The 26,295-nt window shown below is 58.1% G+C and carries 18 protein-coding genes and 1 pseudogene; 13 read left to right on the plus strand and 6 right to left on the minus strand.

All coding sequences use genetic code 11. The features are described 5' to 3' along the window. The 5 genes and pseudogenes from QP915_RS09060 to QP915_RS11740 all read left to right on the plus strand — a co-directional run. Positions 1–284, plus strand: a pseudogene (locus QP915_RS09060) (hypothetical protein); the annotation flags it as partial. 432 nt (positions 285–716) lie between these two features. Then, positions 717–1,547, plus strand: a complete 831-nt coding sequence (locus QP915_RS09065; protein ID WP_284769109.1) for a GDSL-type esterase/lipase family protein — start codon at positions 717–719, stop codon at positions 1,545–1,547. A 69-nt stretch (positions 1,548–1,616) separates the two neighbouring features. After that, positions 1,617–2,435 (plus strand): GDSL-type esterase/lipase family protein, encoded by an 819-nt coding sequence (locus tag QP915_RS09070; RefSeq protein WP_284769110.1) that lies wholly within the window; start codon positions 1,617–1,619, stop codon positions 2,433–2,435. 72 nt (positions 2,436–2,507) lie between these two features. Next, on the plus strand, positions 2,508–3,377 hold the full coding sequence (locus QP915_RS09075; RefSeq protein WP_284769111.1) for an SGNH/GDSL hydrolase family protein: 870 nt from the start codon (positions 2,508–2,510) through the stop codon (positions 3,375–3,377). 1,072 nt (positions 3,378–4,449) lie between these two features. Continuing rightward, on the plus strand, positions 4,450–4,554 hold the full coding sequence (locus QP915_RS11740) for an IS3 family transposase (RefSeq protein ID WP_502869329.1): 105 nt from the start codon (positions 4,450–4,452) through the stop codon (positions 4,552–4,554). Between the two features lie 807 nt (positions 4,555–5,361). Here QP915_RS11740 and QP915_RS09080 read toward each other — a convergent pair. After that, positions 5,362–5,754: a hypothetical protein gene (locus tag QP915_RS09080; protein ID WP_284769112.1), complete on the minus strand. Its 393-nt coding sequence runs from the start codon at positions 5,752–5,754 to the stop codon at positions 5,362–5,364. Between the two features lie 330 nt (positions 5,755–6,084). Between QP915_RS09080 and QP915_RS09085 the strand changes: the two genes are divergently transcribed. The 7 genes from QP915_RS09085 to QP915_RS09115 all read left to right on the plus strand — a co-directional run bounded on the left by QP915_RS09085 (position 6,085) and on the right by QP915_RS09115 (position 19,029). After that, positions 6,085–7,485, plus strand: a complete 1,401-nt coding sequence (locus QP915_RS09085; RefSeq protein WP_284769113.1) for an NAD-dependent succinate-semialdehyde dehydrogenase — start codon at positions 6,085–6,087, stop codon at positions 7,483–7,485. A gap of 137 nt (positions 7,486–7,622) precedes the next feature. Further along, positions 7,623–9,569, plus strand: a complete 1,947-nt coding sequence (locus tag QP915_RS09090; RefSeq protein WP_284769114.1) for an alpha/beta hydrolase-fold protein — start codon at positions 7,623–7,625, stop codon at positions 9,567–9,569. A gap of 2 nt (positions 9,570–9,571) precedes the next feature. Continuing rightward, entirely contained in the window at positions 9,572–10,003 is a 432-nt protein-coding gene (locus QP915_RS09095) for a DUF732 domain-containing protein (protein ID WP_005325418.1), read from the plus strand. Between the two features lie 22 nt (positions 10,004–10,025). Further along, positions 10,026–10,940: a cutinase family protein gene (locus QP915_RS09100; RefSeq protein WP_049377550.1), complete on the plus strand. Its 915-nt coding sequence runs from the start codon at positions 10,026–10,028 to the stop codon at positions 10,938–10,940. Between the two features lie 59 nt (positions 10,941–10,999). Then, complete coding sequence (locus QP915_RS09105; protein ID WP_284769115.1) at positions 11,000–12,712, plus strand: FadD32-like long-chain-fatty-acid--AMP ligase; 1,713 nt, start codon at positions 11,000–11,002, stop codon at positions 12,710–12,712. Between the two features lie 79 nt (positions 12,713–12,791). Next, on the plus strand, positions 12,792–17,498 hold the full coding sequence (locus tag QP915_RS09110; RefSeq protein ID WP_284769116.1) for a type I polyketide synthase: 4,707 nt from the start codon (positions 12,792–12,794) through the stop codon (positions 17,496–17,498). Further along, positions 17,473–19,029, plus strand: coding sequence for an acyl-CoA carboxylase subunit beta (locus tag QP915_RS09115; RefSeq protein ID WP_049377556.1), 1,557 nt, complete (start codon positions 17,473–17,475; stop codon positions 19,027–19,029). The genes QP915_RS09110 and QP915_RS09115 overlap by 26 nt, the downstream gene beginning before the upstream one ends. 186 nt (positions 19,030–19,215) lie before the next feature. Here QP915_RS09115 and QP915_RS09120 read toward each other — a convergent pair whose 3' ends face one another. Genes QP915_RS09120 through trmB form a run of 5 tightly spaced genes read right to left on the minus strand, consistent with a single transcriptional unit; the run spans position 19,216 to position 24,095 of the window. Beyond that, positions 19,216–19,545: a DUF3054 domain-containing protein gene (locus tag QP915_RS09120; RefSeq protein ID WP_284769117.1), complete on the minus strand. Its 330-nt coding sequence runs from the start codon at positions 19,543–19,545 to the stop codon at positions 19,216–19,218. Next, complete coding sequence (locus tag QP915_RS09125) at positions 19,542–20,558, minus strand: lysylphosphatidylglycerol synthase transmembrane domain-containing protein (protein WP_284769118.1); 1,017 nt, start codon at positions 20,556–20,558, stop codon at positions 19,542–19,544. Before QP915_RS09125 ends, QP915_RS09120 begins: the two co-directional genes overlap by 4 nt. After that, on the minus strand, positions 20,559–22,712 hold the full coding sequence (locus QP915_RS09130; RefSeq protein WP_284769119.1) for an MMPL family transporter: 2,154 nt from the start codon (positions 22,710–22,712) through the stop codon (positions 20,559–20,561). A gap of 12 nt (positions 22,713–22,724) precedes the next feature. Beyond that, the gene (locus tag QP915_RS09135) at positions 22,725–23,318 is read right to left on the minus strand and encodes an NYN domain-containing protein (RefSeq protein WP_284769120.1); all 594 of its coding nucleotides are present in this window, start codon (positions 23,316–23,318) and stop codon (positions 22,725–22,727) included. Further along, the gene (trmB, locus tag QP915_RS09140) at positions 23,319–24,095 is read right to left on the minus strand and encodes a tRNA (guanosine(46)-N7)-methyltransferase TrmB (RefSeq protein ID WP_284769121.1); all 777 of its coding nucleotides are present in this window, start codon (positions 24,093–24,095) and stop codon (positions 23,319–23,321) included. It abuts the gene before it with no gap. A gap of 349 nt (positions 24,096–24,444) precedes the next feature. On the opposite strand from trmB, the gene QP915_RS09145 reads away from it, so the two are divergent. Next, on the plus strand, positions 24,445–26,268 hold the full coding sequence (locus tag QP915_RS09145; protein WP_284769122.1) for a phosphoenolpyruvate carboxykinase (GTP): 1,824 nt from the start codon (positions 24,445–24,447) through the stop codon (positions 26,266–26,268). Positions 26,269–26,295: the final 27 nt, after the last annotated feature.

Here is a 26,295-nt window from a genome sequence, read left to right on the forward strand (position 1 = left end):
TTTCTATAATTACTTGCGGCGGGATCTGCTTCCAAAATACGGTTTCCATTTCGACTGGGGTTCGGTATCCCAAGCTCGGCAGTGTGTACACCTCACAAGACATTAGAAACTCTTGCTCGTCACTGGGAGTGCGCCAGTCCATGGGAGCGGTAGGAATGAGTGTGGATAATGGCTTAGCAGAATTGTTTAACGCCGCCTTAAAGCGGGAAGTGCTGCGAGAGCGGAAAGTCTTTGACAATCTCATCGCCTGCCGTGTAGAAGATTTCCGGTGGTGCATGCGCTGAAACACGCGCCGGCCGCACTCCTGGTGCAATCTTGTAGCTGCTGATGTCTTTCGAGCCGAGACTTCGGCTGCACTGACTAAAGCAGCATAGCTAACCCCGACGTGTCCACTTTTCGGGGGTCAAACCCGCCCCTATTTCGTGGCACAGTAAACATTTGCTGCGGCACGTTTTCTAGCTCAGGCCCGTGTACAAAACTCCTAACACCATCTTTGGGTTCCCAGCTAAGACAAACTCTACAAGCATCGAGCCGACCTCAAGGACCAACCAACGGCATTACACGACCACAGAAGGGCGCAACTTTCACACCCGAAACACTGGAAAGAGTCAACCTCAAAGCCGTCAAATTGGTTTTTCTCTGGGATAAAGCTAGATTAGTTAAAGTAAGGCACTGAAAGTGCACCCTATCAACTATTTGGACCTTTCCCTAGACAAATGAAAAGCATAAAAACCAAAATTCTCGCGAGTCTGCTCCTCCTAACGAACATCCTCGTAGCACCCCAAGCGGCCAACGCCGCGCAAGGAAAAGAAATGGTCACCTTTGGTGACTCCTTTACCGCAAATGGGGGCGCACCAGGCGATCGCGGAGCTAAAAGCCCCTATCGTCCCTACTTCGAAATTCATCCCTGCTTCAATGATAAGAGAAACTGGGCGCACCAAACCGCAGCAAACCTTCGCCACAGTCTCGCAGACTATTCTTGCAACGGCACAAGCTACGGAGTCGACATTTTCGTCAATGATGCCATACGAACTGGTAACATTGGGCATAACACCAAAGAAGTTGTATTCATGTACGGTGGCCTCCAGCCTGATACCCACGTCGATGCGCTGGCCAACTCCACCTTGCCAACCATCCCAAAGGGTTCTAATTACCGTGCATTTCTAGGCTACCAATTCAATAAAATTCGCAAGGCGGCCCCCAACGCACGCATCACTATGGTCAACTACCTACCCATGACGGTTAACGATACTCTGTGCGTTATCAACGAAACGAAATTTACCGTTCCTCTCTCCATCCAAGGCGCAACACGCCTAGAGGACGAATTCAATCGTGAAATCGGACGTGCAGCAGATGCACTCGGGGCCAACTTCATCAACCTTCACGATCAAGCCAAAACCCACGACCCGTGCCAGCCAGATGCCAGCCAGCGCTGGGCAGTGGCAGTAAAAACTCCAACCGCCCCGTCGGTCATGCCCATGCACCCGACAGATATTGGACATGATGGTATGGCCCGTGTCATCACTCGAGAACTCCAAAGCCGCTAACCTAAAAGAATCAGCTCAGCTACACTCCAATTTGCTACAGGTAAGTATCTCTTTCTATAAGGAACGAAAGTGAAGAAGCCCATCAAATTTGCAGCCTTGGCGACCATGGCCACAGCCCTCATCGCGGGAAGCGCCCCAGCACTAGCCACTGCACCAGGAAATACAGTTCTCACTGGTGACAGCGTTATCGCTAACCCATCCATACCCGATTATTTAAAGAACAAGGCGAATGTCAAAGTAAACACTGGAGTAGGCTGCGTTACCGACAACTCCATTGCACACGAGATCGCCACCGCGTCTGGCGGCGCTCACGTAGTTCAATACCAATGCGCAGGCGCTTCCTTCTCCACTGGTGGTGTACACATCGATGATTCCTTGCGAACTGCCGCTAGGCAGGGCGCTCTCAACGCACAAACGAAAAACGTTGTCATTGTTGCAGGCGCCAACGACACTTATCCCTATGGTCTCGACATACAAGCGTCAGACCGCGCACTCCGAAACGGTCTACGCAATGCCATTAACGTTGCCCACCACCACGCTCCTCATGCCAAGGTTATTGTCGTCGGCTACCCCCGCGTTTCTTTCAACAATATGTCCTGCTATAACAGCGGACTTGGCTCGTCTAGCCCGTTGCCTATACCAGCCGGCAACACCGCTGGCACTGAGCGGCGCCTCCAAAACACACTCCGCGAAGTTGCGCAACAAAACAACGCTACTTTCCTCGACGCGTGGCCAATTTCTCAAGGACACGACGCCTGCTCCCCAGACCGCTGGTGGGTGAACCTCGTGGACATCATGCCGCCAGCGCCGGGGAACCTGCCACTTCACCTCAATGCCAACGGCACCCACGCTTATGGCCAGTTCATTGGTCATAATATTGCGAAATAGCCCAACGCTGCAGAATCCCGAGTAACCAAGTAAAACCACGTTAACCGCTTACCTAGCACATTGGATAGCCTCTTGAAAGTCAAAACAATCACTGCCGCACTCGCAACCGCAGTATTAACAACGGCGGCCTTGTCCCCGGCTGCTCAAGCCCTCCAACCTGGGGACAAGTACGTAGCAATCGGTGACTCCTACGCTTCCACTGGCACTATCAACCAGCCCGTACCAGGCAGCACTCCGGCCTGTGTAAAGGACCAAGACAACTACCCACACCGTCTGGCCAAGCTCCTCAATCTCCAGCTCGATGACGCTTCCTGCGCTTGGGCGTTTACTTACCAATACGACATCCCTCAACACCACGCTCTCCCTCTGACCGCGCCAGCTTCACAAAAACAACACCTCACCCCCGATACAAAGCTTGTCACTATTAGCCTCGGAGGAAACGACGCAGGCCTTGCATACCTTTTCGCTGCCTGCGCACCCCACATTCAGATTCCTGGCTTACCGGACTGCGCACCCATGGCTGAACCCATAACAAACGGAAGTATCTACAATCCCGACTTTACTGGTAGGAATCTCAAACAGCGACTCATTGATATCGCTAACGATGTCAAAAGACGCGCTCCCGAAGCTCAAATCGTCTTCACCGGCTACTTTTCCGCCGTGGCACCAGAATATCGCTGCCCCGAAACCGGCCATCTTTCTTTAAACGACCGACGATACATCGCAAACTTTCTTACTAAAGTGAATCAAACTATCCAACAGGCAGCACTGGAGACGCACACAAAATACATCGCCCCGCCTGACGACGAAGAAGGCTGGTGCAAGCCACCGTATCAACGAAATTCAAGCTTCTACGGCTTACCCGAGGGCAACCTAATTGCGCACCCGACTGCACTAGGTCAAAAGCGAATGGCACAAGAAATCTCTCGCAGTATTCGCTGATCCAGGTCTCCTGCTTTTGCACACAATCCGTAGCTCTTGCTGGCAGTAGGGACCGGGAGACTCAACGATCAAACGTTCAATGTACAGGTTGATCCTTACCTATAGTCATCGTGTCCAAGAATGTTTGGGGCTGAACCTATCCTCCGATTATTTTATGCCACGCTGGTAACCGCTTACCACCCATTTGGAAGCCCATATGTAATTACAGCGAGGTAGCTATGCAGATAATACGGGTAATGAAGCTTTTAGATTTAGTTCCGCTATTATGACGTAGCCCATTAGCTCGGGGACATATAAAAATCAGAACTAACCGCGGAATGTCTCAGAAATCATAGTCCCAGAAATAACAAAGGGCTAAGGACCAAAATGGGGATACGGACGAAATCTCGGAGGATTTTCCGCATGTCTAATATTCGATACACTAATGCGCAACGATTTAAGGCGTTAGAAGCATTTGACAGGACTCAATCTGTCACAAAGACTGTTCGCGAGTTGGGTTACCCAGGTCGTTGGACGATCCATCGCTGGATTAGACAGAGGTCTGAACCACCATTTTCTCCTACTCGGCGGACAACGCTGAAACGCTACCCGTTTACAACAAAGCTAAAGCCGTCAAGCTTTTCAACTCCGGCATGTCTCCTGATGTTGTTGCAGCCGAACTGTCGAGGAACTCGAAAATGAGCGTCTATGCTCGGATCCAACGATTCCGTGAGGAAGGAAACTGGGGCTTGATGAGCGCCACTAGAGGCAAAAACTTAGTTGGAGTCGTAACTCACAAAGCCTCGGAGAGGTCGCTTCCGGCCGATGCGACACAGCGTAAGAAGCTGGCAGCGCGCCTATCAGCGGAAAGGCCGTGTTAGAGAAAGAGCTGGAAGAAATAAAAAGACTACAGCATCGACCAAAACAATCTCAGTAACAAATTCAAAACTATAGTGGTCGATGCGTTACGGTCTGCTTTTTCTATTTCACTGTTGCTTGACATCGTCGGACTATCGGCTTCTAGCTTCTATCATTAGCTCAAAGCCTTGAAGGGTCCTTTAAAGTATGCGGGGCTGACCGAAAAATTGCCGAAATTGTAAAAGATTCCGGATTTAGCTACGGCTATCGTCGCGTATGGATTCAATTGAAGCGATCGGGAATCAAGGTCAGCGAGAGGTTTGTGCGTCGAATCATTTAGGCTGAGCGGTTAACGGTGCGCTATGTTAAGAAAAGCGTCGTTATTCGTCGTATCAAGGGAAGATTTCAGATGCCCCACTAAACTTGGTGAAACGGAATTCGCATGCTGAAAAGCTTGGGTTGCTGTGGTTGACGGATGTTTCAGAGTTTCTGCTGATGACGGAAAATCTACTTTTCAGCGTTGGTGGATTGTTCTGACGGAGAGATCGTGCGAGCAACAACGAGTTGCCATCCTAGCCAGCAGCTTGCAGACGACTGCTTAGCACAGGCGATTGAAAATGCTGCGCCTGCTGATCCGACAATATTCGTAATCCATCCCGATTGGGGTCGCCACTATCGAGGTAAAAGTTGGATCCAAGCCTCCCAAGATATCGGTTTTGCTCGTTCAAAGTCGAAGAAAGGGTGCTGACCCGACAATTTGGTGTGCGAGGGATTGTTCGGCCGAATGAAAAATAAGGTGTTCTGTGGGTGTAAATGGCGTCATCGTGAGGAACTAGAGAAAGCGCGATTTATGAATATGTCGATTGCTACAAATAACGAAGAATCAAGCTTAAGTTCGGCGGATTAAGCAGCAACCAACGCCGACGGAAGCTGCTACTCTGGATATTCCTAAAAATGTCCGCATACCCTCTGCCTCTTAACCCATAAAAACGTCCAAGAAATAACAAATGTGTCCACTCGAAAAGTTATCGAGTGGACACATTCTTTGCCCATAGTCCTTAATCAAGGTGCGAGTTGAAAAATTCTATTTCAGTAGCTCTTGAACAAATCAAAGGTGTGAAGGGGCAATTGTTATCAACGCTGGACTTTAGCCACCCAGGATGCTGCCTAGGGCGCTCAAGTCCAGTTCGGAGGACTGGAAATCATTCAGCAGTTCGGAAGAGCCGTTTTCGTTGAAGAAATCCGACGAACCGGTGCCGTTGAGCAGTTCCGAAGAGCCGGTTTCGTTCAGGAACTCGGAGGAACCGTTATCGTTGAGGAACTCCGAGGAACCCAGATCTCCGAAGGAGGATCCGCCTACTTCGACGTTAACTTCTTCTGGGTAGGTCGGAGAAGACATTGGAGGCAGTTCAGGGAGGCTTACCTCTGGCAAGGAAATATTAGGCAGTTTTATGTCAGGGAAGCTTCCTCCCGAGATGTGAACCAGAAGATCCTTGATGGGACCGGAAACAATTTCATTGATTTGGAGCAATACGTCCATTGCAATTCCTTCAAATGCGGGGGTTATGACTCTTGTATGTTAACAAGGGTGTCATATGCTCGCAATAGTTGTAGGTACATATTCCACCGCCGTTGGGCCGGATCGGTTTTGTTTCTGAGTGGAAACGGACGGGCTAGCTAGAACCGAGGGGTATTCTGCCAAAGTTTTGCCTAGTAAACATTTTGCTTCCAAGGTAAGGCGCTTTGGTATTCAATAGGTGGGGTCGCGCTCTCTGTGGAACACAGTCATAGTTCTGACGTGTTCATCCAAATTCGGAAAGACCCGAAGTAAAGCATTGCGGGACGTGTGTTTTGAAGTTAAAAAGGGAACATGTTCGCTATTGAGAATCCAAACACAGGCAAGAGTGAAGACCAGTTTGAACGTATCGATGATTCGCAGCGCGATGACATCCTAGACCGCTCCACCGCGGCCTACGATGCATGGCGGACCACTCGCATCGAGGAGCGTGCTGCGGTTTTGTCCCGCGCGGCTGATCTTTATGAAGAGCGCATTGATGAGTTGGCCGATCATATCGGCCGCGAGATGGGCAAGCTGACCCGTTGGGCCAAGGCCGAGGTACAGATTGTTGCCGATATTTATCGCTATTACTCCGAGCACGCGCACGAGCTGCTTGCCGACGAGTACCTGCCGGCACAGAATGCCGACAAGACCGTTGTACGCAAGGAGCCGATCGGCCCGTTGCTCGGCATCATGCCGTGGAACTTCCCGTACTACCAGGTAGCCCGCTTCGCGGCGCCTAATTTGCTGCTGGGTAACACCATTGTGCTCAAGCACGCTTCCATCTGCCCGCTGTCTTCCCAGGCGTGCCAGGACATCCTGGAAGAGGCTGGTCTGCCGAAGGATGCGTACATCAACATCTACGCTTCCGGTTCCCAGATGGATGCCTTTGTAGCGGATAAGCGCATCAAGGGTGTTTCGCTGACCGGATCGGAGGGCGCGGGTGCTGCCGTGGCCAAGACCGCTGGCGAAAACTACAAGAAGTCCGTGCTGGAGCTGGGCGGCAACGACCCGTTCCTGGTTATTGATGATGAGAACTTGGAGTGGGTACTGGATCAGTACAGCCTGATCCGCATGTACAACACCGGCCAGGCCTGCAACGCGCCAAAGCGCCTCATCGTTCTGGAGGACTTCTACGACCGCACCGTGGAGTACCTGGAGAAGAAGATTGGGGACATGAAGGTCGGCACTTATGACGACGAGAATGCCGACATTGGTCCGCTGTCCTCCATCGGTGCTCGCGATGAGATTGTGGAGCGCCTGGAAAAGGCCGCGGCCAATGGTGACGCCAAGATTCGCGTAGGCGGTAAGAAGATTGACCGCGAGGGGGCCTACATGGAGCCTGCACTGCTTACCGACGTCGACCCATCCACCGACGTTGGCTGTAACGAGATCTTCGGCCCTGTGGCTATTGTCTACAAGGCCAAGGATGTTGAAGAGGCTATCGAGATTGCCAATAACTCGGAGTATGGTCTGTCCAGCTCCGTGTGGGGCACCGACCTGGATGCCGCGTTCGACGTGGCAAACCAGCTCAACGATGGCATGACGTTTGTCAACGAGGCGTCGGTAACCGCAGCAGGCCTGCCATTCGGTGGTGTGAATCGCTCCGGTTACGGCCGCGAGCTGGCGCGCTGGGGCGTCGGCGAGTTTGTCAACGAGCACCTGTACCGCGTGAGCGGACAGGATAACCCGGGCAACTCCCCGGCAATGTAGCGGCGTGTCAGTCTAGCGTAAGTCTCAAGTTCAACTTAAACTTGAGCACACGATAGACAGCTCACGCCGCAGGCATCGGTCCGGGGGAGGGGAACCCTCGGAAAGGTACCGCGGCAAATCTTCAAGGATGTTTACCTATGCGCAAAAGCACTTCCCCGAGCAAAGCTCGCAAGGGCCTTGCAGTGGCCGCAGTACCTACCGCTATTGCCGTGGGTTTGGCTCTGCTGCCAAACGCCACCGCACAATCTTCCGTAGGCGATCTCTCTTCCGCCATCGGCGGCGATTCCAGCCTGTCCGATCATTTCGCGCCCAAGGAGCCACCCGCTCGCACCCCGCTGAACACCGAATACCCGGATGTTAAGGGTCTGCCGGAGGGCGTGAAGATCAACCGTGTGGAGTACCTGACCAACCGCCACCTGATGGTCTACATCAAGTCCGCGGCTATGCCGGATAAAGAGCAGAAGGTACAAATCCAGCTTGCTCGTGACTGGTACTCCCACCCGGAAAAGAAGTTCCCAGAGGTATGGGCTCTGGATGGCCTGCGTGCGCGTGACGATGAGTCCGGCTGGACCATCGAGACCAATATCTTGAACCAGTACGCTGACCGTAACGTCAATCTGATTATGCCGGTTGGCGGCGAGTCTTCCTTCTACTCGGACTGGGAGCAGGCAGACCGCGGTAAGCGCTATATGTGGGAGACCTTCCTGACCAAGGAATTGATCCCTATTTTGGACAATGAGTACCGCTCGAACCACAAGCGTGCGGTCACCGGCCTGTCCATGGGCGGCACCGCCGCGATGAACTTGGCTGAGCGTAACCCGCACCTGTTTAACTTCGTGGGCTCCTTCTCCGGCTACTTGGACACCACTACGCGCGGCATGCCGGAAGCCATTATGGCTGCGCAGCGCGATGCCGGCGGTTATGATTCCCGCAAGATGTGGGGCGAGCCAGGTTCTCAAAACTGGATCGACCACGATCCGAAGCTGGGCATTGAAAACCTGAAGGACATGAAGGTCTATGTCTCTGCAGGTTCGGGCAAGGATGACTTTGGTAACGCCAACTCCGTAGCCAAGGGTCAGGCCAATCTCGCCGGTATGGGCTTGGAGGTCATTTCCCGCATGTCCACCCAGACCTATGTGGACTACGCAAAGCGCGCCAAGATTAACCCAGTGATTAAGTTCCGCCCATCCGGCGTGCACAGCTGGGAATACTGGCAGTTTGAGATGCAGCAGGCATGGCCCTACATCGCAGATGCCCTCGAGATGGACAAGGCTGATCGCGGTGCGGACTGTGAGGCCATCGGCGCCATCGCCAAGGAGACCAAGAGCGGCGTCATTGGCTCTTGCTTGAATAACGAGTACGACGTCGCCAAGAAGGGCAAGGCCCAGGACTTCGAGTCTGGTACCGCTTACTGGTCCCCGGATACCGGTGCGCACGCCCTCTTCGGCCGCATTGGTGCTCGCTACGCCGAGATCGGCGGGCCCACCTCCTGGCTGGGCTTCCCTAAGACCGGTGAGTCTAAGACCCCGGACGGCAAGGGTCGCTTCGTGCACTTCGAGCACGGCTCCATCTACTGGTCCCCGGAGACCGGTGCTTGGGAGATTACCGGCGATATGTTCCAGGCCTGGGGCAAGAACGGCTACGAAAAGGGCGACCTGAAGTACCCGACCGGCCCAGTCAAGAAGGTCGGCGAGGGCTACATGCAGGAATTCCAGGATGGCATCCTGACCCGTAATCCGGATGGCTCCAACCAGGTAGTCCACGGTGCTATCGGCGCCAAGTACAAGGACATGGGCGGCGCTGAATCTGCGCTCGGCTTCCCGACGTCCGGTGAGAACGCCGTCAATGGCGGCTTCTTCCAGACCTTTGAGAAGGGCAGCATCTACTGGTCCCCGAAGACTGGCGCGCACTACATTCTGAAGAGCAAGATCATGGACCGCTGGGGCCAGGCTGGTTGGGAGCAAGGCGAGTTCGGCTGGCCTACTTCTGACTATTCTGAGATTGCCGCTGGCGGCCTGAGCCAGGAATTCCAGCACGGCAAGATCAGCGAGGTCCTCGGCCAGGTTCGGGCCGAGAAGAAGTAGCTATGCGCAAGCTAGTAGTTGTGGGCGCGGCGCTGTGCCTGGGTCTTGCGGGCTGCGATTCCGCCACGGTGGATAGCGAACCGCCGCAAGAGACCGAGATCGCGCCCCTCGAGCGGGAGTCCGATGCCCCTTCCTCTTCGGAGAATTCCGCTTCTAAGTCGCAGGAAGACCGCGGTGCGCGCGAGATCTCTGAAATCCCGTCCGCTGAGGTGCCGGAACCGGACGCCAAGTACTTGGACAAGCTCAAGGACGCCGGCGTTAACGTCGATGGTGTAGAGGATCAGCTCCTTGGAGCCGGCAAAGCGGCCTGTGACGAGAATGAGGTCACCATTTCTGCGGTTGCCGGCCAGCTCATTGAGCAGCAGCGCACCACGCAGAGTTTTGAGGAGCTTTCCCAGCTCATCAAGGATTCTGCACGTTCAGGGATTTGCTAGGTTTAGCTGGTACAACTAATCCATGCGAAAAACTATTACCGTTGTCGCGGCCCTCGTCGTTTTAGCTGTCATCGGCGTGGGCGCGTCGCGTTACCTCAACCAAGGCACCGACTCCCCGGCTCCGCACACCACGGAGCAGGCCGCGCCGCCGCAACCGCAGCAGCCTGAGTGGTGCCCCCGCGTGGAGTTCATTTCTGCCCCGGGTACTTGGGAGTCCGCGGCTGACGACGACCCCATTAATCCTTCTGCCAACCCGCGCTCGTTCATGCTGTCTATTACGAAGCCGTTGCAGGAAGCCTACGGGGACGACGTGAAGGTCTGGACCCTTCCCTATACCGCGCAATTCAAAAATATTAATGCGCAGCACGAGATGAGCTACGACGATTCCCGCAATGAGGGAACCGCCAAGATGAATGACGAGCTACGTAGCGTTCACCAAAGCTGCCCAGCTACCAAATTTATTTTGAGCGGCTTTTCTCAGGGTGCGGTGATTGCTGGCGACGTTGCCGATGAGATTGGTGGCGGCCAGGGAGTGGTTCCGGCGGAATCAATCGCAGGCGTGGCCCTTATCGCGGACGGCCGCCGTCAAAATGGCGTCGGGCAAAACCCGGGTCGCAAGGTGGGTGGCGTCGGCGCTGAAATTGCCCTTCAGCCGGTATCCGGATTGGTTCAGCCCATCGTGCCGGGTGCCTCCATGCGTGGTGCGCGCCAGAATGGGTTCGGTAGCCTCGCGGATCGCACCTTCCAGATTTGCGCGCCCAATGATTCGGTTTGTGATGCCCCGCCAAACGTGACCAATGCACTTGAGCGCGCGCAGGGTTTGATTGCCGCGAATGGCGTGCATGCGCAGTACGCCTCCAATAGTGGCGTTATCGATGGTACGACTGCCAACCAGTGGGTAGTGGGCTGGGCCCGCCAGCTTATCGACGCCGCGTAACAACCATTCCCCCAACTCCGATAGTTTTATTAACGAAACCATATACCTAAGGAGAATCGATGGATCTGAAAGCGCAGATGGGGCAGTTCTTAGCGCCCGAGTTCACCTTGGCCCAGTTGGCAGAGAAGCTCTTCCAGGCGGAGACCGACCCAGACCGCGTGGTGATGCGTCAGTGGATCTACGGTGAGGAAGAAACCTGCCGGGAGCTTACCCGCGCACAGGTCAATAACCGCATCAAGGTGGTGGCGGCGCGCCTGCAGCAGGTGGCAGAGCCTGGTACCCGCGTGGCCATCTTGGCTGGTAATTCACCAGAATACGTCTTCGGTTTCTTGGGCGCTCTTTATGCGGGCATGGTGCCGATTCCGCTATATGACCCCAACGAGCCGGGCCACTCGGACCACCTTAAGGCCGTATTTGGTGACTGCGAACCGTCCATCGTTGTGACCAACCGCGTATCGGCGGCGGCAGTGCGCACGTACTTTTCCGCTCAACGTGAGCGCCCGCGCGTCATTTCCCTTGATGTCCTGCCGGACTCTTTGGCTAGCTCGTGGACCCCCGTGGAAGGAACTGCAGAGGACACTGCCTTCCTGCAGTACACCTCCGGTTCCACCCGCACCCCGGCCGGCGTGGAGCTCACCAATCGCGCGATTATCACCAACGTGGCGCAGATTTTCCAGGCCCTGCAGCTGCAGATGCCTGCCCGCATCGTTTCTTGGCTGCCGATGCACCACGATATGGGCATTATCCTGGCCGTATTTGTCACTATCTTGGGCCTCGACTTCGAGATGATGACCCCGCGCGATTTCATCCAGCACCCGGATCGCTGGGTCCGGCGCGTGACGGCCGGCAAACAGGCCACCTATTCCGCTATCCCGAACTTTGCCTTGGAACTTGCTGCGCGCCACGCCAAGGACGCGGATTTCTCCCACGTGGACGGCATCATTATCGGTTCCGAGCCGGTGACGGAATCGGCCGTGGACTCCTTCCTCGATGCCTTCAGTGTGGACCGTTCCGTACTGCGTCCGTCCTACGGTCTGGCAGAAGCGGCGCTTATTGTGTCTACCCCGCAAACTGACAAGCGCCCGGTCATCGCGCACTTTAACCGCGCGGAGCTAGCCGCAGGTCGCGCCGTCATCGAGGATAAATCCGAAGACACCGTTGCCTACGCTTCCAATGGACAGTGCGTGCCGCATCAGCACCTCGCCATTGTGGATCCGGAAACTCGCGCCGAGGTAAAGGACGGCGTTATCGGAGAAATCTGGGTCCACGGCCCCAATATGGCCACCGGCTACCTCAACCGCCCAGAGGAAACTGCTGCGACCTTCCGCAATACGCTGGGTGAGCGCCTGCAGGATGGCCTGCCGGAAGACGATTACTGGATGGCCACCGGAGACTTGGCAACCATCGTGGATGGGGAATTGTATATCACCGGCCGCCTGAAGGATCTCATCGTCATTGCTGGACGCAACCATTATCCGCAGGATATTGAGGGCACGGTGCAAGCAGCTTCCGCACAGGTTCGCCCGGATTCCGTTGCAGCCTTCTCCGTGGAAGGCAATGACTCTGAGTCCCTCGTCCTGCTGGTGGAGCGCGCCGATGATGCGCAGCCGTCCGGCGATGCCGAGGCAACCGAGGCCATTCGCACCGCGGTCACCGCCCACCATGGCATCACTCCGGATGACATCGTGTGGAAGGCACCTGGCGAAATCAACCGCACGTCCTCCGGCAAGATTGCGCGCCGCGTAGCCAAGAAGAATTATGTGGGATTCTGATATATCGCTAACAAAGTGACAAAATATAGCGATATACCCCTACGCCATTTAGTATTTTTCCGTAACGAAAGACCTTTTTATGACCATCGAGCAACTGCGAGCATGGCTGCGTGACTGGGTCGCCCAGGCCACCGGTGTTTCCGCCGAAGAGATCCTAGATTCCAAGCCTTTGGAAAATTATGGCCTCTCCTCGCGGGATGCTGTAGTGCTATCCGGCGAGCTGGAAAACCTTCTGGGCACCCGCCTCGATGCCACCGTGGCATATGAGTATCCCACCATCGAGCTGCTGGCGGACCGCCTGCTGAACGCACCGGCGGCGCCCCAGCCGGAAGAGCACGCCCCGCGGATCGCGCAGGGATCCGACGTTGCGGTCATTGGTCTTTCCGGCCGCTTCCCGGGCGCCAAGAATGCCCAAGAGTTCTGGTCTATGTTGGCGGAATCCCGCGCAGGCACCGGCCCGTTGCCAGTGGGCCGGTGGTCCGAGTACTCCGCCGATCCGGTAATGAGCGAGAAGATCGCTCAGCAGAATACCGACGGCGGCTATATCGAAGACATCGCCTCCTTTGACGCGGAATTTTTTGGCCTGTCCCCACTTGAGGCCGCCAATATGGATCCGCAGCAGCGCATCCTATTGGAGCTGGTGTGGGAAGCGCTAGAAAACGCTGGTGTTCCCGCCAATGAGCTGCGTGGCACGCAGACCGGTGTGTACATGGGCTCGACCAATAATGACTACGGCATGCTCATCGGCGCGGATTCCGCCGAGATGCACCCGTATGCGCTGACTGGCATTTCTTCTGCGGTGGTGGCCAACCGCATTTCCTATGCCCTGGATTTCCGCGGCCCTTCCATCAACGTGGATACGGCCTGCTCCTCCTCCCTTGTAGCAGTGAACCAGGCGATGAAGGATCTGCGCACGGGAAGCGCGGATGTGGCGCTGGCCGGCGGCGTGAATATTCTGGCCGCCCCGCATGCGTCCACGGCGTTCTCGGAGTTGGGCGTTACCTCTCCGACGAGCGCCATTCACGCCTTTTCGGATGACGCCGATGGCATCGTGCGTGCCGACGCCGCCGGCGTCCTCGTGCTCAAGCGCTTGGAGGACGCGGAAGCGGACGGCGACGATATCCTCGCCGTCATCAAGGGCTCGGCCGTCAACTCGGATGGCCACTCCAATGGCCTGACCGCCCCGAACCCGGAGGCGCAGGAGGATGTGCTGCGCCGCGCCTATGCTGATGCGGGCGTGAATCCGCAGGACGTGGACTATATCGAGGCCCACGGCACCGGCACCATCTTGGGCGATCCGATCGAAGCTTCCGCCCTGGGCCGCGTGCTCGGTGCGGGCCGCGGGGTCGAAACTCCTATTTTGCTCGGCTCTGCCAAGACCAATATCGGCCATTCTGAATCCGCCGCAGGCGTGGTCGGCCTCATCAAAGTCATCCAGGCCATGCGCAATGACGTGATACCGGCCAATATCAACTATTCGGCGCCGAATCGCTATATCGATTTCGCGGCCGAGCACCTCGAGGTAGTCGAGGATCCACGCGAGTGGCCCGAGTACTCCGGCCACAAGGTCGCTGGCGTATCCGGCTTTGGTTTCGGTGGCACCAATGCACACGTCGTGCTCACCGATTACCGCGGCACCCCGGCCGAACGCGCGCCACAGCTTTCCACCGAAACGGTGGCGTTGCCGATCTCTGGCCTCTTGCCTTCGCGCCGGGCACGCGCTGCGGCCCTGCTGGCAGACTTCATTGAGGCGGAAAAGCCCGCGCTTGTCGACGTCGCCCGCACCGTCGCCCGCCGCAACCACTCCCGTTCCCGTGCCGTCGTGACGGCTAGCTCCACCGAGGAAGCGGTCAAGCGTCTGCGCCAGGTGGCCGAGGGCAAGGTTTCCGTTGGCATCGCCGCTGCGGATTCCCCGCAGGTCCCGGGCCCAGTATTTGTTTACTCCGGTTTCGGATCCCAGCACCGTAAGATGGCCAAGGACATGATTGCGCTCTCGCCGCAGTTCAAGGCTCGCTTGGAAGAGCTCGATGCCATCGTGGACTTTGAGTCCGGCTGGTCCATCCTGGATATCGTCAACGACGACGCCCAAACCTATGACACCGAGACCGCCCAGGTGGCCATCACCGCCATTCAGATTGCATTGACGGACCTGCTCGCTTCCTTTGGCGTGCGCCCAGCCGGCGTGATGGGCATGTCCATGGGCGAAATTGCCGCGGCCTATGCCGCAGGCGGGATTTCCGCCGAGGACGCCATGGTTATTGCCTGCCACCGCGCGCGGTTGATGGGTGAGGGTGAGGCGTCGCTAAGCGATGCCGAGCAAGGAGCCATGGCCGTCGTAGAGCTCTCGGCCGAGGACATTGCCGCGCTCGACGGCAATATCGAACCCGCCGTGTATACCGGACCCGGTATGACCACCGTGGGTGGCCCCCGCCAAGAGGTGCTGGACCTGGTGGAAAAGCTCGACGGCGAGGGCAAGTTCGCCCGTGCACTCAACGTGAAGGCGGCTGGACACACCTCGGCTGTGGACCCCATCCTGGGCGAGCTGCATGCAGCTATCGCCGGCATGGAAGCCAAGCCGCTGCACACCCCGCTGTTTTCCTCCGTGGATAAGGGCGAGGTCTATCGCCCTGGTACCACCGTGCACGATGAGGACTATTGGCTGCGCATGACCCGCCACTCGGTCTACCTGCAGGATGCCACCGAGGAAGCCTTCAATGCTGGCCACACCCAGCTGGTTGAAATCTCTCCGAACCCGGTGGCGCTGATGGGCCTCATGTCCACCGCCTTCGCCGTGGGCAAGGCCGATGCCCAGCTGCTGTATGCCCTGAAGCGCAAGGTGGATCCCACCGAGTCGTTGCTGGACCTGCTCAGCAAACTCTATGTCGCCGGCATGCCGGTGGACTTCGGTGCGGTATTTGGCTCCGGTGCGCGCGTAGAGGCGCCCTATACCCAGTTCAACCGCCAGCGCTTCTGGACCAACGCGCGCCCGTCGGCCGGCGTTTCCGGCCTGCCGGGCGCTCGCGTCAACCTGCCAGAGGGCAAGGTGGCCTTCTCTACCAATGCGGACCAGGCACCTTCCGCGCTGGCCATCGTGGAGGCCGCGGCCGAGGCAGTCAAGCCTGGGGCGCGCATCATCGCCACCGAGGAGCACGCCGACCTGCCACCGCGCGGAGAGGTCACCACGGTGGTAAGCCAGTCCATCGGCGGCATGTCCGTAGCCGTCTACGCTGTCCGGGGTGCGCAGACCGAGCTTTTGGCGGAAGGCTTTGCCTCCGCCCTGGACTTGGGCGCGGCGCCTATCCCGGGCGTGGCCGATGTGCCTGAAAGCGAGCCTGCAGCAACCGCAGAAGTCGATGCCGTGCGCTGGGATCCCGCAGAGGAAACCGTGGAAGACCGCCTCGCACTCATCGTGTCAGAATCCATGGGCTATGACGTCTCTGACCTACCGCGCGAGCTGCCGCTCATAGACTTGGGCCTAGATTCCCTGATGGGCATGCGCATTAAGAACCGCGTGGAAAATGACTTCCAGATTCCGCCGCTGCAGGTGCAGGCGCTTCGCGACGCCTCCCTGGCCGACGTCATTGCCATGGTGGAAGAGGCCGTAGCCGGCGGCAGCGTGGATACCAGCGACATTGCTTCTGCGGACACCCCTGCACCAGAAGAAGACGAACCCGGCCAGGGCGTCGGCGTTGCCCCGCGCGATGCCTCGGAGCGCATGGTCTTTGGCACGTGGGCCACCTTTACCGGTAAGGCAGCTGCGGGCGTTACCTCGGCGCTGCCTGAGGTAAGCGATGAGGTAGCGACCCAAATCGCCGAGCGCCTCACCGAGCGTGCCGGCATCGAGGTCACCGCCCAGCAGGTCCACGAGGCTGAGGCGTTAGAGACTTTGGCAGACCTCGTCCGGGAAGGATTGGAGACCGAGGTAGAAGGCAATATTCGCGTCCTGCGCGAGGCTGATGGTCCTGCCGTATTCATGTTCCACCCAGCTGGCGGCACCACTGTGGTCTACCAGCCACTGACGCGCCGCCTGCCCGAGGACGTGGCAGTCTACGGCGTGGAGCGCGTTGAGGGCTCGCTGGAGGAGCGCGCCGAGGCTTATATCGAGGACATCCTGCACTACGCTCGCGGCCGCAAGGTCGTGCTCGGCGGATGGTCCTTCGGTGGCGCGCTGGCCTACGAGGTGGCCTATCAGCTGCATCAGCGCACCCAGCGCGGCCAGGATTCGGCGGACGTGGCGTTCATCGCGCTGCTGGATACCACCCAGCCGTCGAACCCAGCGCCGGATACCCCGGAAGAAACCCGTGCCCGGTGGGAGCGCTACGCGGCCTTTGCCAAAAAGACCTACGGCCTGGACTTCGAGCCGCCGTACGAGATGCTAGAGACCATGGGCGAAGATGCGCTCATGACCATGCTGGCGGAGTTCCTCGCTACTACCGACGCCTCCGAGCACGGCCTTGCCGCCGGCGTCCTGGAGCACCAGCGCGCTTCCTTTGTGGATAACCAGATTCTGGCCAAGATCGACTTCCATCGCTGGGCCGATGTCACCGTGCCGGTTCTGCTTTTCCGTTCCGAGCGCATGCACGACGGTGCGATTGAGCTGGAGCCGCGCTACGCTGAGATTGACCCCGACGGCGGTTGGGGAGTTATCGTTAAGGATCTAGAAATTGTGCAGCTGCAAGGCGATCACCTTGCAGTGCCCGACGAGCCGGCCATCGGCATCGTAGGCAAGCATATGGACGAATGGATCGAGGAGAAGATACGTGGCGGCCAAGCAGACAACCGCTGAGAAACTCGCTGACCTGCGCGAGCGCCTGGATAAGGCGCAGGACCCAGGCAGTGAGCGCTCCCGCAAGCGCCGTGACGAGGCTGGGCGCACCACCCCTCGTCAACGCATCAATGAATTGCTAGATGAGGGTTCCTTCGTCGAAACCGGCTCCTTGGGCAAGACCCCGGGCGACCCTGACGCCATTTATTCCGATGGCGTGGTCACCGGTTATGGTCGCATCTCTGGCCGCCCAGTGTGTATCTACGCTCACGATAAGACCGTCTACGGCGGCTCTGTCGGCGTGACCTTTGGCAAGAAGGTCACCGAGGTCATGGACATGGCCATCAAGATTGGTTGCCCGGTCATCGGTATTCAGGATTCCGGCGGCGCCCGCATTCAGGATGCGGTGACCTCGCTGGCCATGTACTCCGAGATTGCCCGCCGCCAGCTCCCGCTGTCCGGCCGTAGCCCGCAGATTTCCATCATGATGGGTAAGTCCGCCGGTGGCGCCGTCTATGCTCCCGTGACCACGGACTTTGTCATTGCCGTGGACGAGGAAGCGGAAATGTATGTCACCGGCCCGAACGTCATCCGTGAGGTTACCGGTGAGGATATTACCTCCGCCGAGCTGGGCGGTGCTCGCCAGCAGGAGCTCAACGGTAACGTCTCGGCGGTCGTCCCTTCCGAGGACGACGCCTTTGATATGGTCCGCGATCTCCTCGATCACCTGCCGCTGACCTGTTTTGATGAGGCGCCGGAGTTCGCTGCGCCTGCCGACGCCGAAGTGGCCGAAGACGAAGAGCTCAACGCCTTCATGCCGGATGACACCAATGCTGGCTACGACATGATGGACTTGTTGACCCAGTTGGGCGATGACGAGGATCTCATTGAGATTCAAGAGAACTTCGCGCCCAATATGATCACCGCCTTTGGCCGCATCGATGGCAAGACCGTCGGCTTTGTGGCCAATAACCCCATGCACCTTGCGGGCTGCATTGATGCCGACGCCGCCGATAAGGGCGCGCGCTTCATCCGCATTTGCGATGCCTACAATATTCCGCTGGTCTTTGTGGTGGATACCCCGGGCTACCTGCCGGGCGTGGAGCAGGAGAAGGTGGGCCTTATCCACCGCGGCGCCAAGTTTGCCTTCGCCGTGGTGGAAGCCACCGTGCCGAAGGTCTCGCTCATCGTGCGCAAAGCCTACGGCGGCGCCTATGCGGTAATGGGCTCGAAGAACCTGACCGGCGATATCAACCTGGCGTGGCCTACTGCGCAGATCGCCGTGATGGGTGCTGCCGCCGCCGTGGTGATGATCGCCGGCAAGCAGCTCGAGGCCGCCGAGACCCCGGAACAGCGCGAAATGACCAAGAAGATGTTCATGGACTTCTACGATGAGACCATGACCGCTCCTTATGTCGCGGCTGAGCGCGGCTATCTAGACGCGATGATTCAGCCGAATCAGTCCCGGTTGGCGCTCCGTCAGGCACTGCGCCAACTGGCCACCAAGCAGGAAAGCGATCTGCCGAAGAAGCACACTATTGCGCCGATGTAATGCCTTGTGCTTGGATAGCATATAAAGAGCTAATCCTAGTGAAGGAGTTATCTATGATTTTGTCTAGCGCTGTGGATATCGTCAGCGAACTTATCGGTTTCATCGTTGATATTCTCAATCAGGCAGGCGTACCGGTAATCTCCAAGTAAGTGGAGAAAAATAAGGAGGGTTAAACCCTCCTTATTTTTATTTGCGGGCGAAAAGCCGCCAGCCAAAGAAAAATAGTGCGGACATCACCGTCGCTACGATAAGAAAGCTCCAGTGCGGCAGGCGGCCGTTGACGAGCATCCACAGGGCCATGCCGCCCACGACGGTGCTCAGCCAGACGACGCCGCCTTCCTTCCACTTGCCCTGGACCTTGGTAGCCAGGATGATGACCCAGCCGATAAGCGCGCCCACGGCCCAGGGCCAAAAGGCATCTACCCAGGTGGAAAAGCTCAATCCGCCGTGGGCGAGGCGGGCAGCCACGGCGAAGAGCATCAGGGCGATGATATCGATAATGGGAGCGATTCTCATGCGTTTTCCTTTCGGTTCAAGGCAGCGTAGGTAATGCCCTTGCGGGCGTAGTGCCAGAAGTAGATTACCCAGCCAATGATGGTGATCAAGGCAAAGGAGATGAGGCGGTAGATGATGGCCGCGCCGGTAGCGTCCACTGCGGTCATGCCGGTAGCAACCAGGGTCGCGATGATGGCGGCTTCCACCGTACCGAGGCCGGCCGGCGTGACCTGAGCGGAACCGGCCAGCTTAGCGGTGAGATAGGCCAGCGCCACGCCGGCCATCGTCGTGGTGTCCTCGCCCGCGTGCAGCGCTGGCAGGTGGCCGGTAACGGCCCACACACAGCCCCATAGCGAGACCATATCGATCAGGCGGTTGGCCAGGGAGTAAAAAGATACCCAGGCGAATTGGCGGCGGGTAAGGTGTACCTCTTCCAGATTCTTGACCTGGTCTACGAGGGCTTCGCGCTTGGAGCCTTTAATGAACTTCTGGCGGTTGAGCCAGCGAATGATTTTATCCGGGTGATTGGTCAGCCAGAAGAGGCCGCCAGAAAGCGCCAGCATGAGCACCAAGGTGCCGATGAGGGACCAGAGCGCCATATCCGCGTTCAGAAAGAGCACGCCGCCCAATCCAATGAGCACGAGCCACATCGTGGAAATTGCAGAGGACAGCACGAAGAACCAGCCACACAGCATGACGGACGCGCCCCATGTGCGCTGCACGTAGAAGGTGAGGATGGCGGAAAAGGCCGGGCCGGCCGGAAGAGTGGTGGACCAGGCATTAGCGGCCAACGTCAGTGCTGCGGTTTCTGAGGCCGGCACCTTGACGCCGCCGGCGCGAATGAGCAGGCGCATGACCTCGCCCATAGCGAGTACCGCCACGATGGAGGCGACGATGACCAGTGCTATCGCGGCCGGGTCGGAATGAGAAAGCCGCGAGAAGCCTTCGCGCAGGAAGTCCAGCTCATCGCGGAAGACATAAACCAAGACCAGCAGGACGATGAGCGAGGCGATGAGGCGCAGCCAATTCTTCACTTACTTACCCCCTTCGAGGCGTTTTTTGAGTTCAGTGAAGGGAACAGTTTTGCCGCGGTGCGTCGCACCGCCAGTCAAAGTGGTGGTGGCGTGGCGCAGCCAGCTAGGGGCCCACCAGTTATCCTCGCGCAGTAAGTGCATGACGGCCGGAACGAGGAGCATGCGGACAATGGTGGCGTCGATAAGCAGGGCAAAAATCATGCCGTAGGCAATGTATTTCATCATCACGATATCGGAGAAGCCGAAAGCGCCGGAGACCACGATCATGATGAGCGCCGCTGCGGTAATAATGCCGCCGGTATGCGCGGTGCCGGCCGCAATGGACTCGTCGGTAGATGCGCCGCGTCGGCGGGCCTCCACCATGCGGGAGACCAAAAAGACCTCGTAATCGGTGGACAGACCGTAGACAATGGCGATGATGAGCACCAAGATCGGGCTCATGAGCGGGCCGGGCGTGAAGTTGAGGAAGTCCGAGCCCAAGCCGGCAACAAACATCAGCGTCAAGATGCCCAGCGTTGCACCCAAGGTCAGCAACGTCATCACAATGGCCTTGAGCGGCAGTACAAAGGAGCCGAAGACTAGGGCCATGAGCAGGAATGTAGCCAGCACCACGTAGAGCGCCATCCACGGCAGCGTGTGGAAGAGCGCATCGAGGGACTCCACCTCCATGGCGGGAGTACCGCCCACGTAGAGGTTCACGCCCTCAGGGGCCTTGACCTTTTCCAGTTCGTGCACGATCTTCGCGTAATCATCGCGGTCTTCAATGCCGGCGGAAAGGACGGTAGTGCCGTCTTTGGTGGCGGTCGTCGGCGCCATGGGTTCGGTGAGGCCGTCGAGGCCGCGGACCTGCATGACGACGTCGACAAGCTGCTGGTTCGAGGCATTTTTCACCACGAGTTTGACCGGCTCCGTGCGGAAGGCCGGGAACTCTTCGTTGAATTTATCCTGAGCCACGCGGGTGTCCTGGTCGGGCGGCAGGTAGGACTCGTTGATGCCGCCAAAGGTGATGCTCATAATGGGCAGGGTCAGGGCAATGAGCAGGCCGCATACCGCGATGGTCAGCCCGCGGGCATGGCGCATGGCCCAGCGCGGGAGCTTATACCACCAGGTGTCCTGAATAGTGCGTGCCGTCCGCGAGGTGCGGCGCACGGACCAGGTATCGATCTTGGGGCCGAGCATGCCAAAAATGGACGGCAGCACGGTGACCGAAAGGAGCGCGGCCAAGCCGACCGCAGAAATGGAGCCATAGGCTACGGACTTCAGGAAGGCCTGGGGGAAGAGGAAGAGGCCGGAAAGCGCAACGGCGACCATGGCCGCGGAGAAAACCACGGTTTGGCCGGCGGTTGCGGTGGTGGTGGCCACGGCCTCCTCGGTGGAGCGGCCCTTATCCAGCTCCTCGCGGAAGCGCGAAACCATAAAGAGACCATAATCGATGGCTAGGCCAAGCCCCAGCAGTGTGACGACGGCCTGGGCAAAGACATTGACCTGCGAGAAGCCGGCCAGGATGGACAGGATGCCCAAAGAGCCCAAGATGGAGAGGCCGCCGACCACCAGCGGCATGCAGGCCGCGACGACGGAGCCAAAGACCACCAGCAGGAGAATACCTACCAGTGGCAGGGCGGCCTTTTCGGCGCGGGAAATATCGTGGGACATTCCCTCATCCAAGGCATCAGCAACCGCGGTGGCGCCCGCAATCTCCACCGGTGCGGTGGTATCCGTGAGAGCGCCCTCGATGGCGCGGAAATCCTTCAGCGTCTGCTCATCATCGCCTTTCAGGCCGATGGAGGCGAAGGCTAGCGAATGATCAGCATTGACCAGGTTCGGGTTCTTCGTGTCGAAGTAACTGGTCACCGAGTCAATCTGGTCCGGGTACTCCGATTTCAACTGCGCCAAGTGCTGCTTGGCGGCGTCGAAGTTCTCATCGGGGGAGTGGAAGAGCAAGATGACATCGCCGGAGTTATCGCGGCCGAATGCTTTCTGCTCGATCTGGGCCGCGCTTGTCGACGCCGCATTGGGATCCTCCCAGCCCTCCTGGCTCATGCGGTCTTCGAGCTGCAAGCCAAAGCCGATGAAGAGCGCAAGGATAGCGGCGACGATGACGGCGGGGATGAGCCGGCGGTGCGCATAGGAAAAACGTCCCCATTTTTCAAACATTGGGGCAGCCTCCTAGCGGTTATTAAGCAGCGCAGCCAGGGGACGGAATGGCTGCAGCCATGCACCACCCTCGGGCAGGTTATCCAGGTTCACGCGCGGTAGCGGCTCGCGGAATACACCCTCGATATCTTCCAGGTCCACAAAATTGATATCTGCGTGGCCTACGGCCCACGCGGCATGCTCATGGAAACCGAGGACCGTCACCGGAAGGCCTGCCGCGATGAGCTCTTCCAAAGGTTCCTGGAAATTCTGGCCATCGGCGGAGGCAACAATCACGCCGGCTAGATCATCACGGAGGCTTTCGATGTGGTCAAGCATATCCGGATCCACGTCATCATCTTCGTGGATCTTGGGCTTGGCAAAAACGCCGAAGCCTACGTTGCGGATGGCTTCAACCCATGGGCGGATGACATCGGCGCCGCCCGGGGTGACATTAGTAAAGACATCGGCGCGCGGCTCCGCATCAACGTCCTGGGCAAGGTGTACCAGCCAGCGGCCGATGGCGTCGAAGCGCGGGCGGTGTGCAGCGGTGGGGCGGCCACCGAGCAGGGAGCCTAAGCCCATGTCCATATTGGGCGCATCCCAGACAAGTAGGTAGGTGCTCATTTATTTCTTCTCCCAGAGATACTCCGTGATGACGTGTTCTTTATCTAGGCCCTTGCCCTCAAACTTGGTGATGACCTGACGGTCCACCAACTGCGGGCACTCTGGCCACGGCCAGCCCTTGTAATCCAGGCTCGGCTCTACGTCCACAAGCTCATCGATCCACTCGGCGTATCCGGCATGGTCGGTAGCAACGTGCAGTACGCCGCCCTTCTTCAGGCGGGAAGCAAAAAGATTGAGTGTGCCCGACTGGATGATTCGGCGCTTGTGGTGGCGGGCCTTTGGCCAGGGATCCGGGAAGAAGACGCGGATGCCATCAAGAGACTCCGGGGCAAACATGCGCACCATGACCTCGATGCCATCGCCGCGAATCATGCGGATATTGTCGATGCCCTCGCGCTCGATCTGGCCCAGTAGCTTGGCCAAGCCCGGCTTGTAGAGTTCGACGGCGATGATATTGGTATCGGCTTCTTTCGGCGCCATGGCGGCGGTAGAGGTACCCGTGCCGGATCCGATTTCCACGATGGTCTTGGCGCCGCTGCGGCCAAACCAGGCGTCGAGGTCAATGACCTCGTCCTCCAGTGTGCGGCCTAGTTCTGGCCAGCGCTTTTCAAAAAGCTCATGCTGATTTTCGGTCAGCGTGCCGCGGCGGAAGGTGACGTTGCCTAGGCGTGGGTAGTCGAGCTCGTTGTTGAATACGGCATTGAAGTCGGTCTGTGGTGGGCGACCTGGAGGCATTTCTCCAGCGCGGGTGTTTTGAGAGTTATCTGTGTTATTCATTGCGGCCTATTTTTCCCTGCTTAGCCCTGTCAAGCAATACGCCGCGCCGTGGGTCACGTGTGGCGAGGTCAATCCGGGTATAACCAGTGGGCCCGGTTGGGGGTGGAAGATGATCGTTTTGATTGCCGCTGGGGAGGGTAATAGACCCCCAGACAGGGGGATGAGAAAAGGCGATTTTTAACACAGTATCTGTGGTTGCGCTTGGTGAAGTTCTGGTAAACGCGGTGGATATAACCGGTGTGACAAAATCTGCGCAAATTATTCGGACAAGCACGTTAATCTTGAGGTGGAAGGCACAGTTGGGGATTTATTTCCCCAATTTTCACACCCACCCTCAGGAGAATTACTAATGACCGCCACTATCCCAGGGCTCGTCGGAGAGCTGCCGACTAAAAACGAAAAGCTTATCGGCTGGATCAGCGAGAACGTTGAGCTTTTCCAGCCGGACCAGGTGGTCTTTGTAGACGGCTCCCAGGACGAGGCTGACCGTTTGGCTGCAGAGCTGGTGGAAAAGGGCACGCTTATCAAGCTGAATGAGGAAAAGCGCCCTAATTCCTACCTGGCTCGCTCCAATCCTTCCGACGTTGCCCGTGTGGAATCCCGCACCTTCATCTGTACTGAGAATGAAGACGGCGCTGGCCCCACCAATAACTGGGCACCGCCAGCTGCGATGAAGGAAGAAATGACGGAGGCATTCCGTGGCTCCATGAAGGGCCGCACCATGTACGTGGTTCCCTTCTGCATGGGTCCGATTAGCGATCCGGAACCGAAGTTGGGCGTGCAGTTGACTGACTCCGCCTATGTGGTGCTCTCCATGCGCATCATGACCCGCATGGGTGCGGAAGCCTTGGACAAGATTGGTGTCGACGGCGATTTCGTCCACGCCCTGCACTCCGTGGGTGCCCCGCTAGAGCCAGGCCAGGAAGATGTTGCGTGGCCGTGCAATGACACCAAGTACATCACCCAGTTCCCTGAAACCAAGGAAATCTGGTCCTACGGTTCCGGATACGGCGGCAACGCCATCCTGGCGAAGAAGTGCTACGCGCTGCGCATCGCTTCTGTCATGGCCAAGGAAGAAGGCTGGATGGCTGAGCACATGCTCATCCTGAAGCTCACCAATCCAGAAGGTAAGAAGTACCACGTTGCAGCCGCCTTCCCCTCGGCGTGCGGCAAGACCAACTTGGCCATGATTACCCCGACCATTCCGGGCTGGAAGGCTGAGGTCGTCGGTGACGATATTGCCTGGCTGCACCTGCGCGAGGACGGACTTTACGCAGTTAACCCGGAAAACGGTTTCTTCGGTGTGGCCCCTGGCACCAACTACGGTTCCAACCCGATTGCCATGCAGACCATGGAGCCAGGCAACACCATCTTCACCAACGTTGCGCTTACCGACGACGGCGATGTCTGGTGGGAGGCAATGTCCAAGGAGGCACCAGAGCACCTCATCGACTGGACCGGCGAAGACTGGACTCCGGAATCTTCTACAAAGGCAGCGCACCCGAATTCTCGTTACTGCGTCCCGATTTCCCAGTGCCCGAGCGCCGCTCCGGAGTACGACGACTGGCAGGGCGTGAAGATCGACGCCATCCTCTTCGGTGGCCGCCGCAAGACCACCGTTCCACTGGTAACCCAGGCCTTTGACTGGAACCACGGCACCATGATTGGTGCCCTGTTGGCTTCCGGCCAGACCGCTGCAGCAGAGGGCAGCGTTGGCACCCTGCGCCACGACCCGATGGCTATGCTGCCGTTCATTGGCTACAACGCTGGTGACTACTTGCAGCACTGGATCGATATGGGTGAAAAGGGTGGCGACCGCATGCCGTCTATCTTCCTAGTTAACTGGTTCCGCCGTGGCGACGACGGCCGCTTCCTGTGGCCGGGCTTCGGCGAGAACTCCCGCGTGCTCAAGTGGATCATTGACCGCATTGAGGGCAACGTTGAGGCCGAGGAAACCGTCGTGGGCCACACCGCTCGCGCCGAGGATATCGACCTCCAGGGCATCGACTTCGATATCGAGGACGTTCGCGCCGCTCTTGCCGTCAACCCGAAGGACTGGGAAGGCGATATGCAGGATAACGCCAGCTACCTCAACTTCCTGGGCTCCCGCGTGCCGTCCGAGGTGTGGGACCAGTTCCACGCCCTGAAGGAGCGCGTAGAAAACGCCTCCTAAGCACTAGGCTCAGCCAACCCCCAGCGA

Origin of the sequence: Corynebacterium sp. MSK158 (assembly GCF_030229085.1) — a bacterium.
Lineage (GTDB): Bacteria > Actinomycetota > Actinomycetes > Mycobacteriales > Mycobacteriaceae > Corynebacterium.

What these genes read in the sequence shown, in the direction of transcription:
- QP915_RS09100 (WP_049377550.1), top strand. Translation starts at nt 10,026, where the DNA reads ATGCGAAAAACTATTACCGTTGTCGCGGCCCTCGTCGTTTTAGCTGTC.
- trmB (WP_284769121.1), bottom strand. Translation starts at nt 24,095, where the DNA reads ATGAATAACACAGATAACTCTCAAAACACCCGCGCTGGAGAAATGCCT.
- QP915_RS09110 (WP_284769116.1), top strand. Translation starts at nt 12,792, where the DNA reads ATGACCATCGAGCAACTGCGAGCATGGCTGCGTGACTGGGTCGCCCAG.
- QP915_RS09130 (WP_284769119.1), bottom strand. Translation starts at nt 22,712, where the DNA reads ATGTTTGAAAAATGGGGACGTTTTTCCTATGCGCACCGCCGGCTCATC.
- QP915_RS09085 (WP_284769113.1), top strand. Translation starts at nt 6,085, where the DNA reads ATGTTCGCTATTGAGAATCCAAACACAGGCAAGAGTGAAGACCAGTTT.
- QP915_RS09145 (WP_284769122.1), top strand. Translation starts at nt 24,445, where the DNA reads ATGACCGCCACTATCCCAGGGCTCGTCGGAGAGCTGCCGACTAAAAAC.
- QP915_RS09080 (WP_284769112.1), bottom strand. Translation starts at nt 5,754, where the DNA reads ATGGACGTATTGCTCCAAATCAATGAAATTGTTTCCGGTCCCATCAAG.
- QP915_RS09090 (WP_284769114.1), top strand. Translation starts at nt 7,623, where the DNA reads ATGCGCAAAAGCACTTCCCCGAGCAAAGCTCGCAAGGGCCTTGCAGTG.
- QP915_RS09065 (WP_284769109.1), top strand. Translation starts at nt 717, where the DNA reads ATGAAAAGCATAAAAACCAAAATTCTCGCGAGTCTGCTCCTCCTAACG.
- QP915_RS09095 (WP_005325418.1), top strand. Translation starts at nt 9,572, where the DNA reads ATGCGCAAGCTAGTAGTTGTGGGCGCGGCGCTGTGCCTGGGTCTTGCG.
- QP915_RS09135 (WP_284769120.1), bottom strand. Translation starts at nt 23,318, where the DNA reads ATGAGCACCTACCTACTTGTCTGGGATGCGCCCAATATGGACATGGGC.
- QP915_RS09120 (WP_284769117.1), bottom strand. Translation starts at nt 19,545, where the DNA reads ATGAGAATCGCTCCCATTATCGATATCATCGCCCTGATGCTCTTCGCC.
- QP915_RS09105 (WP_284769115.1), top strand. Translation starts at nt 11,000, where the DNA reads ATGGATCTGAAAGCGCAGATGGGGCAGTTCTTAGCGCCCGAGTTCACC.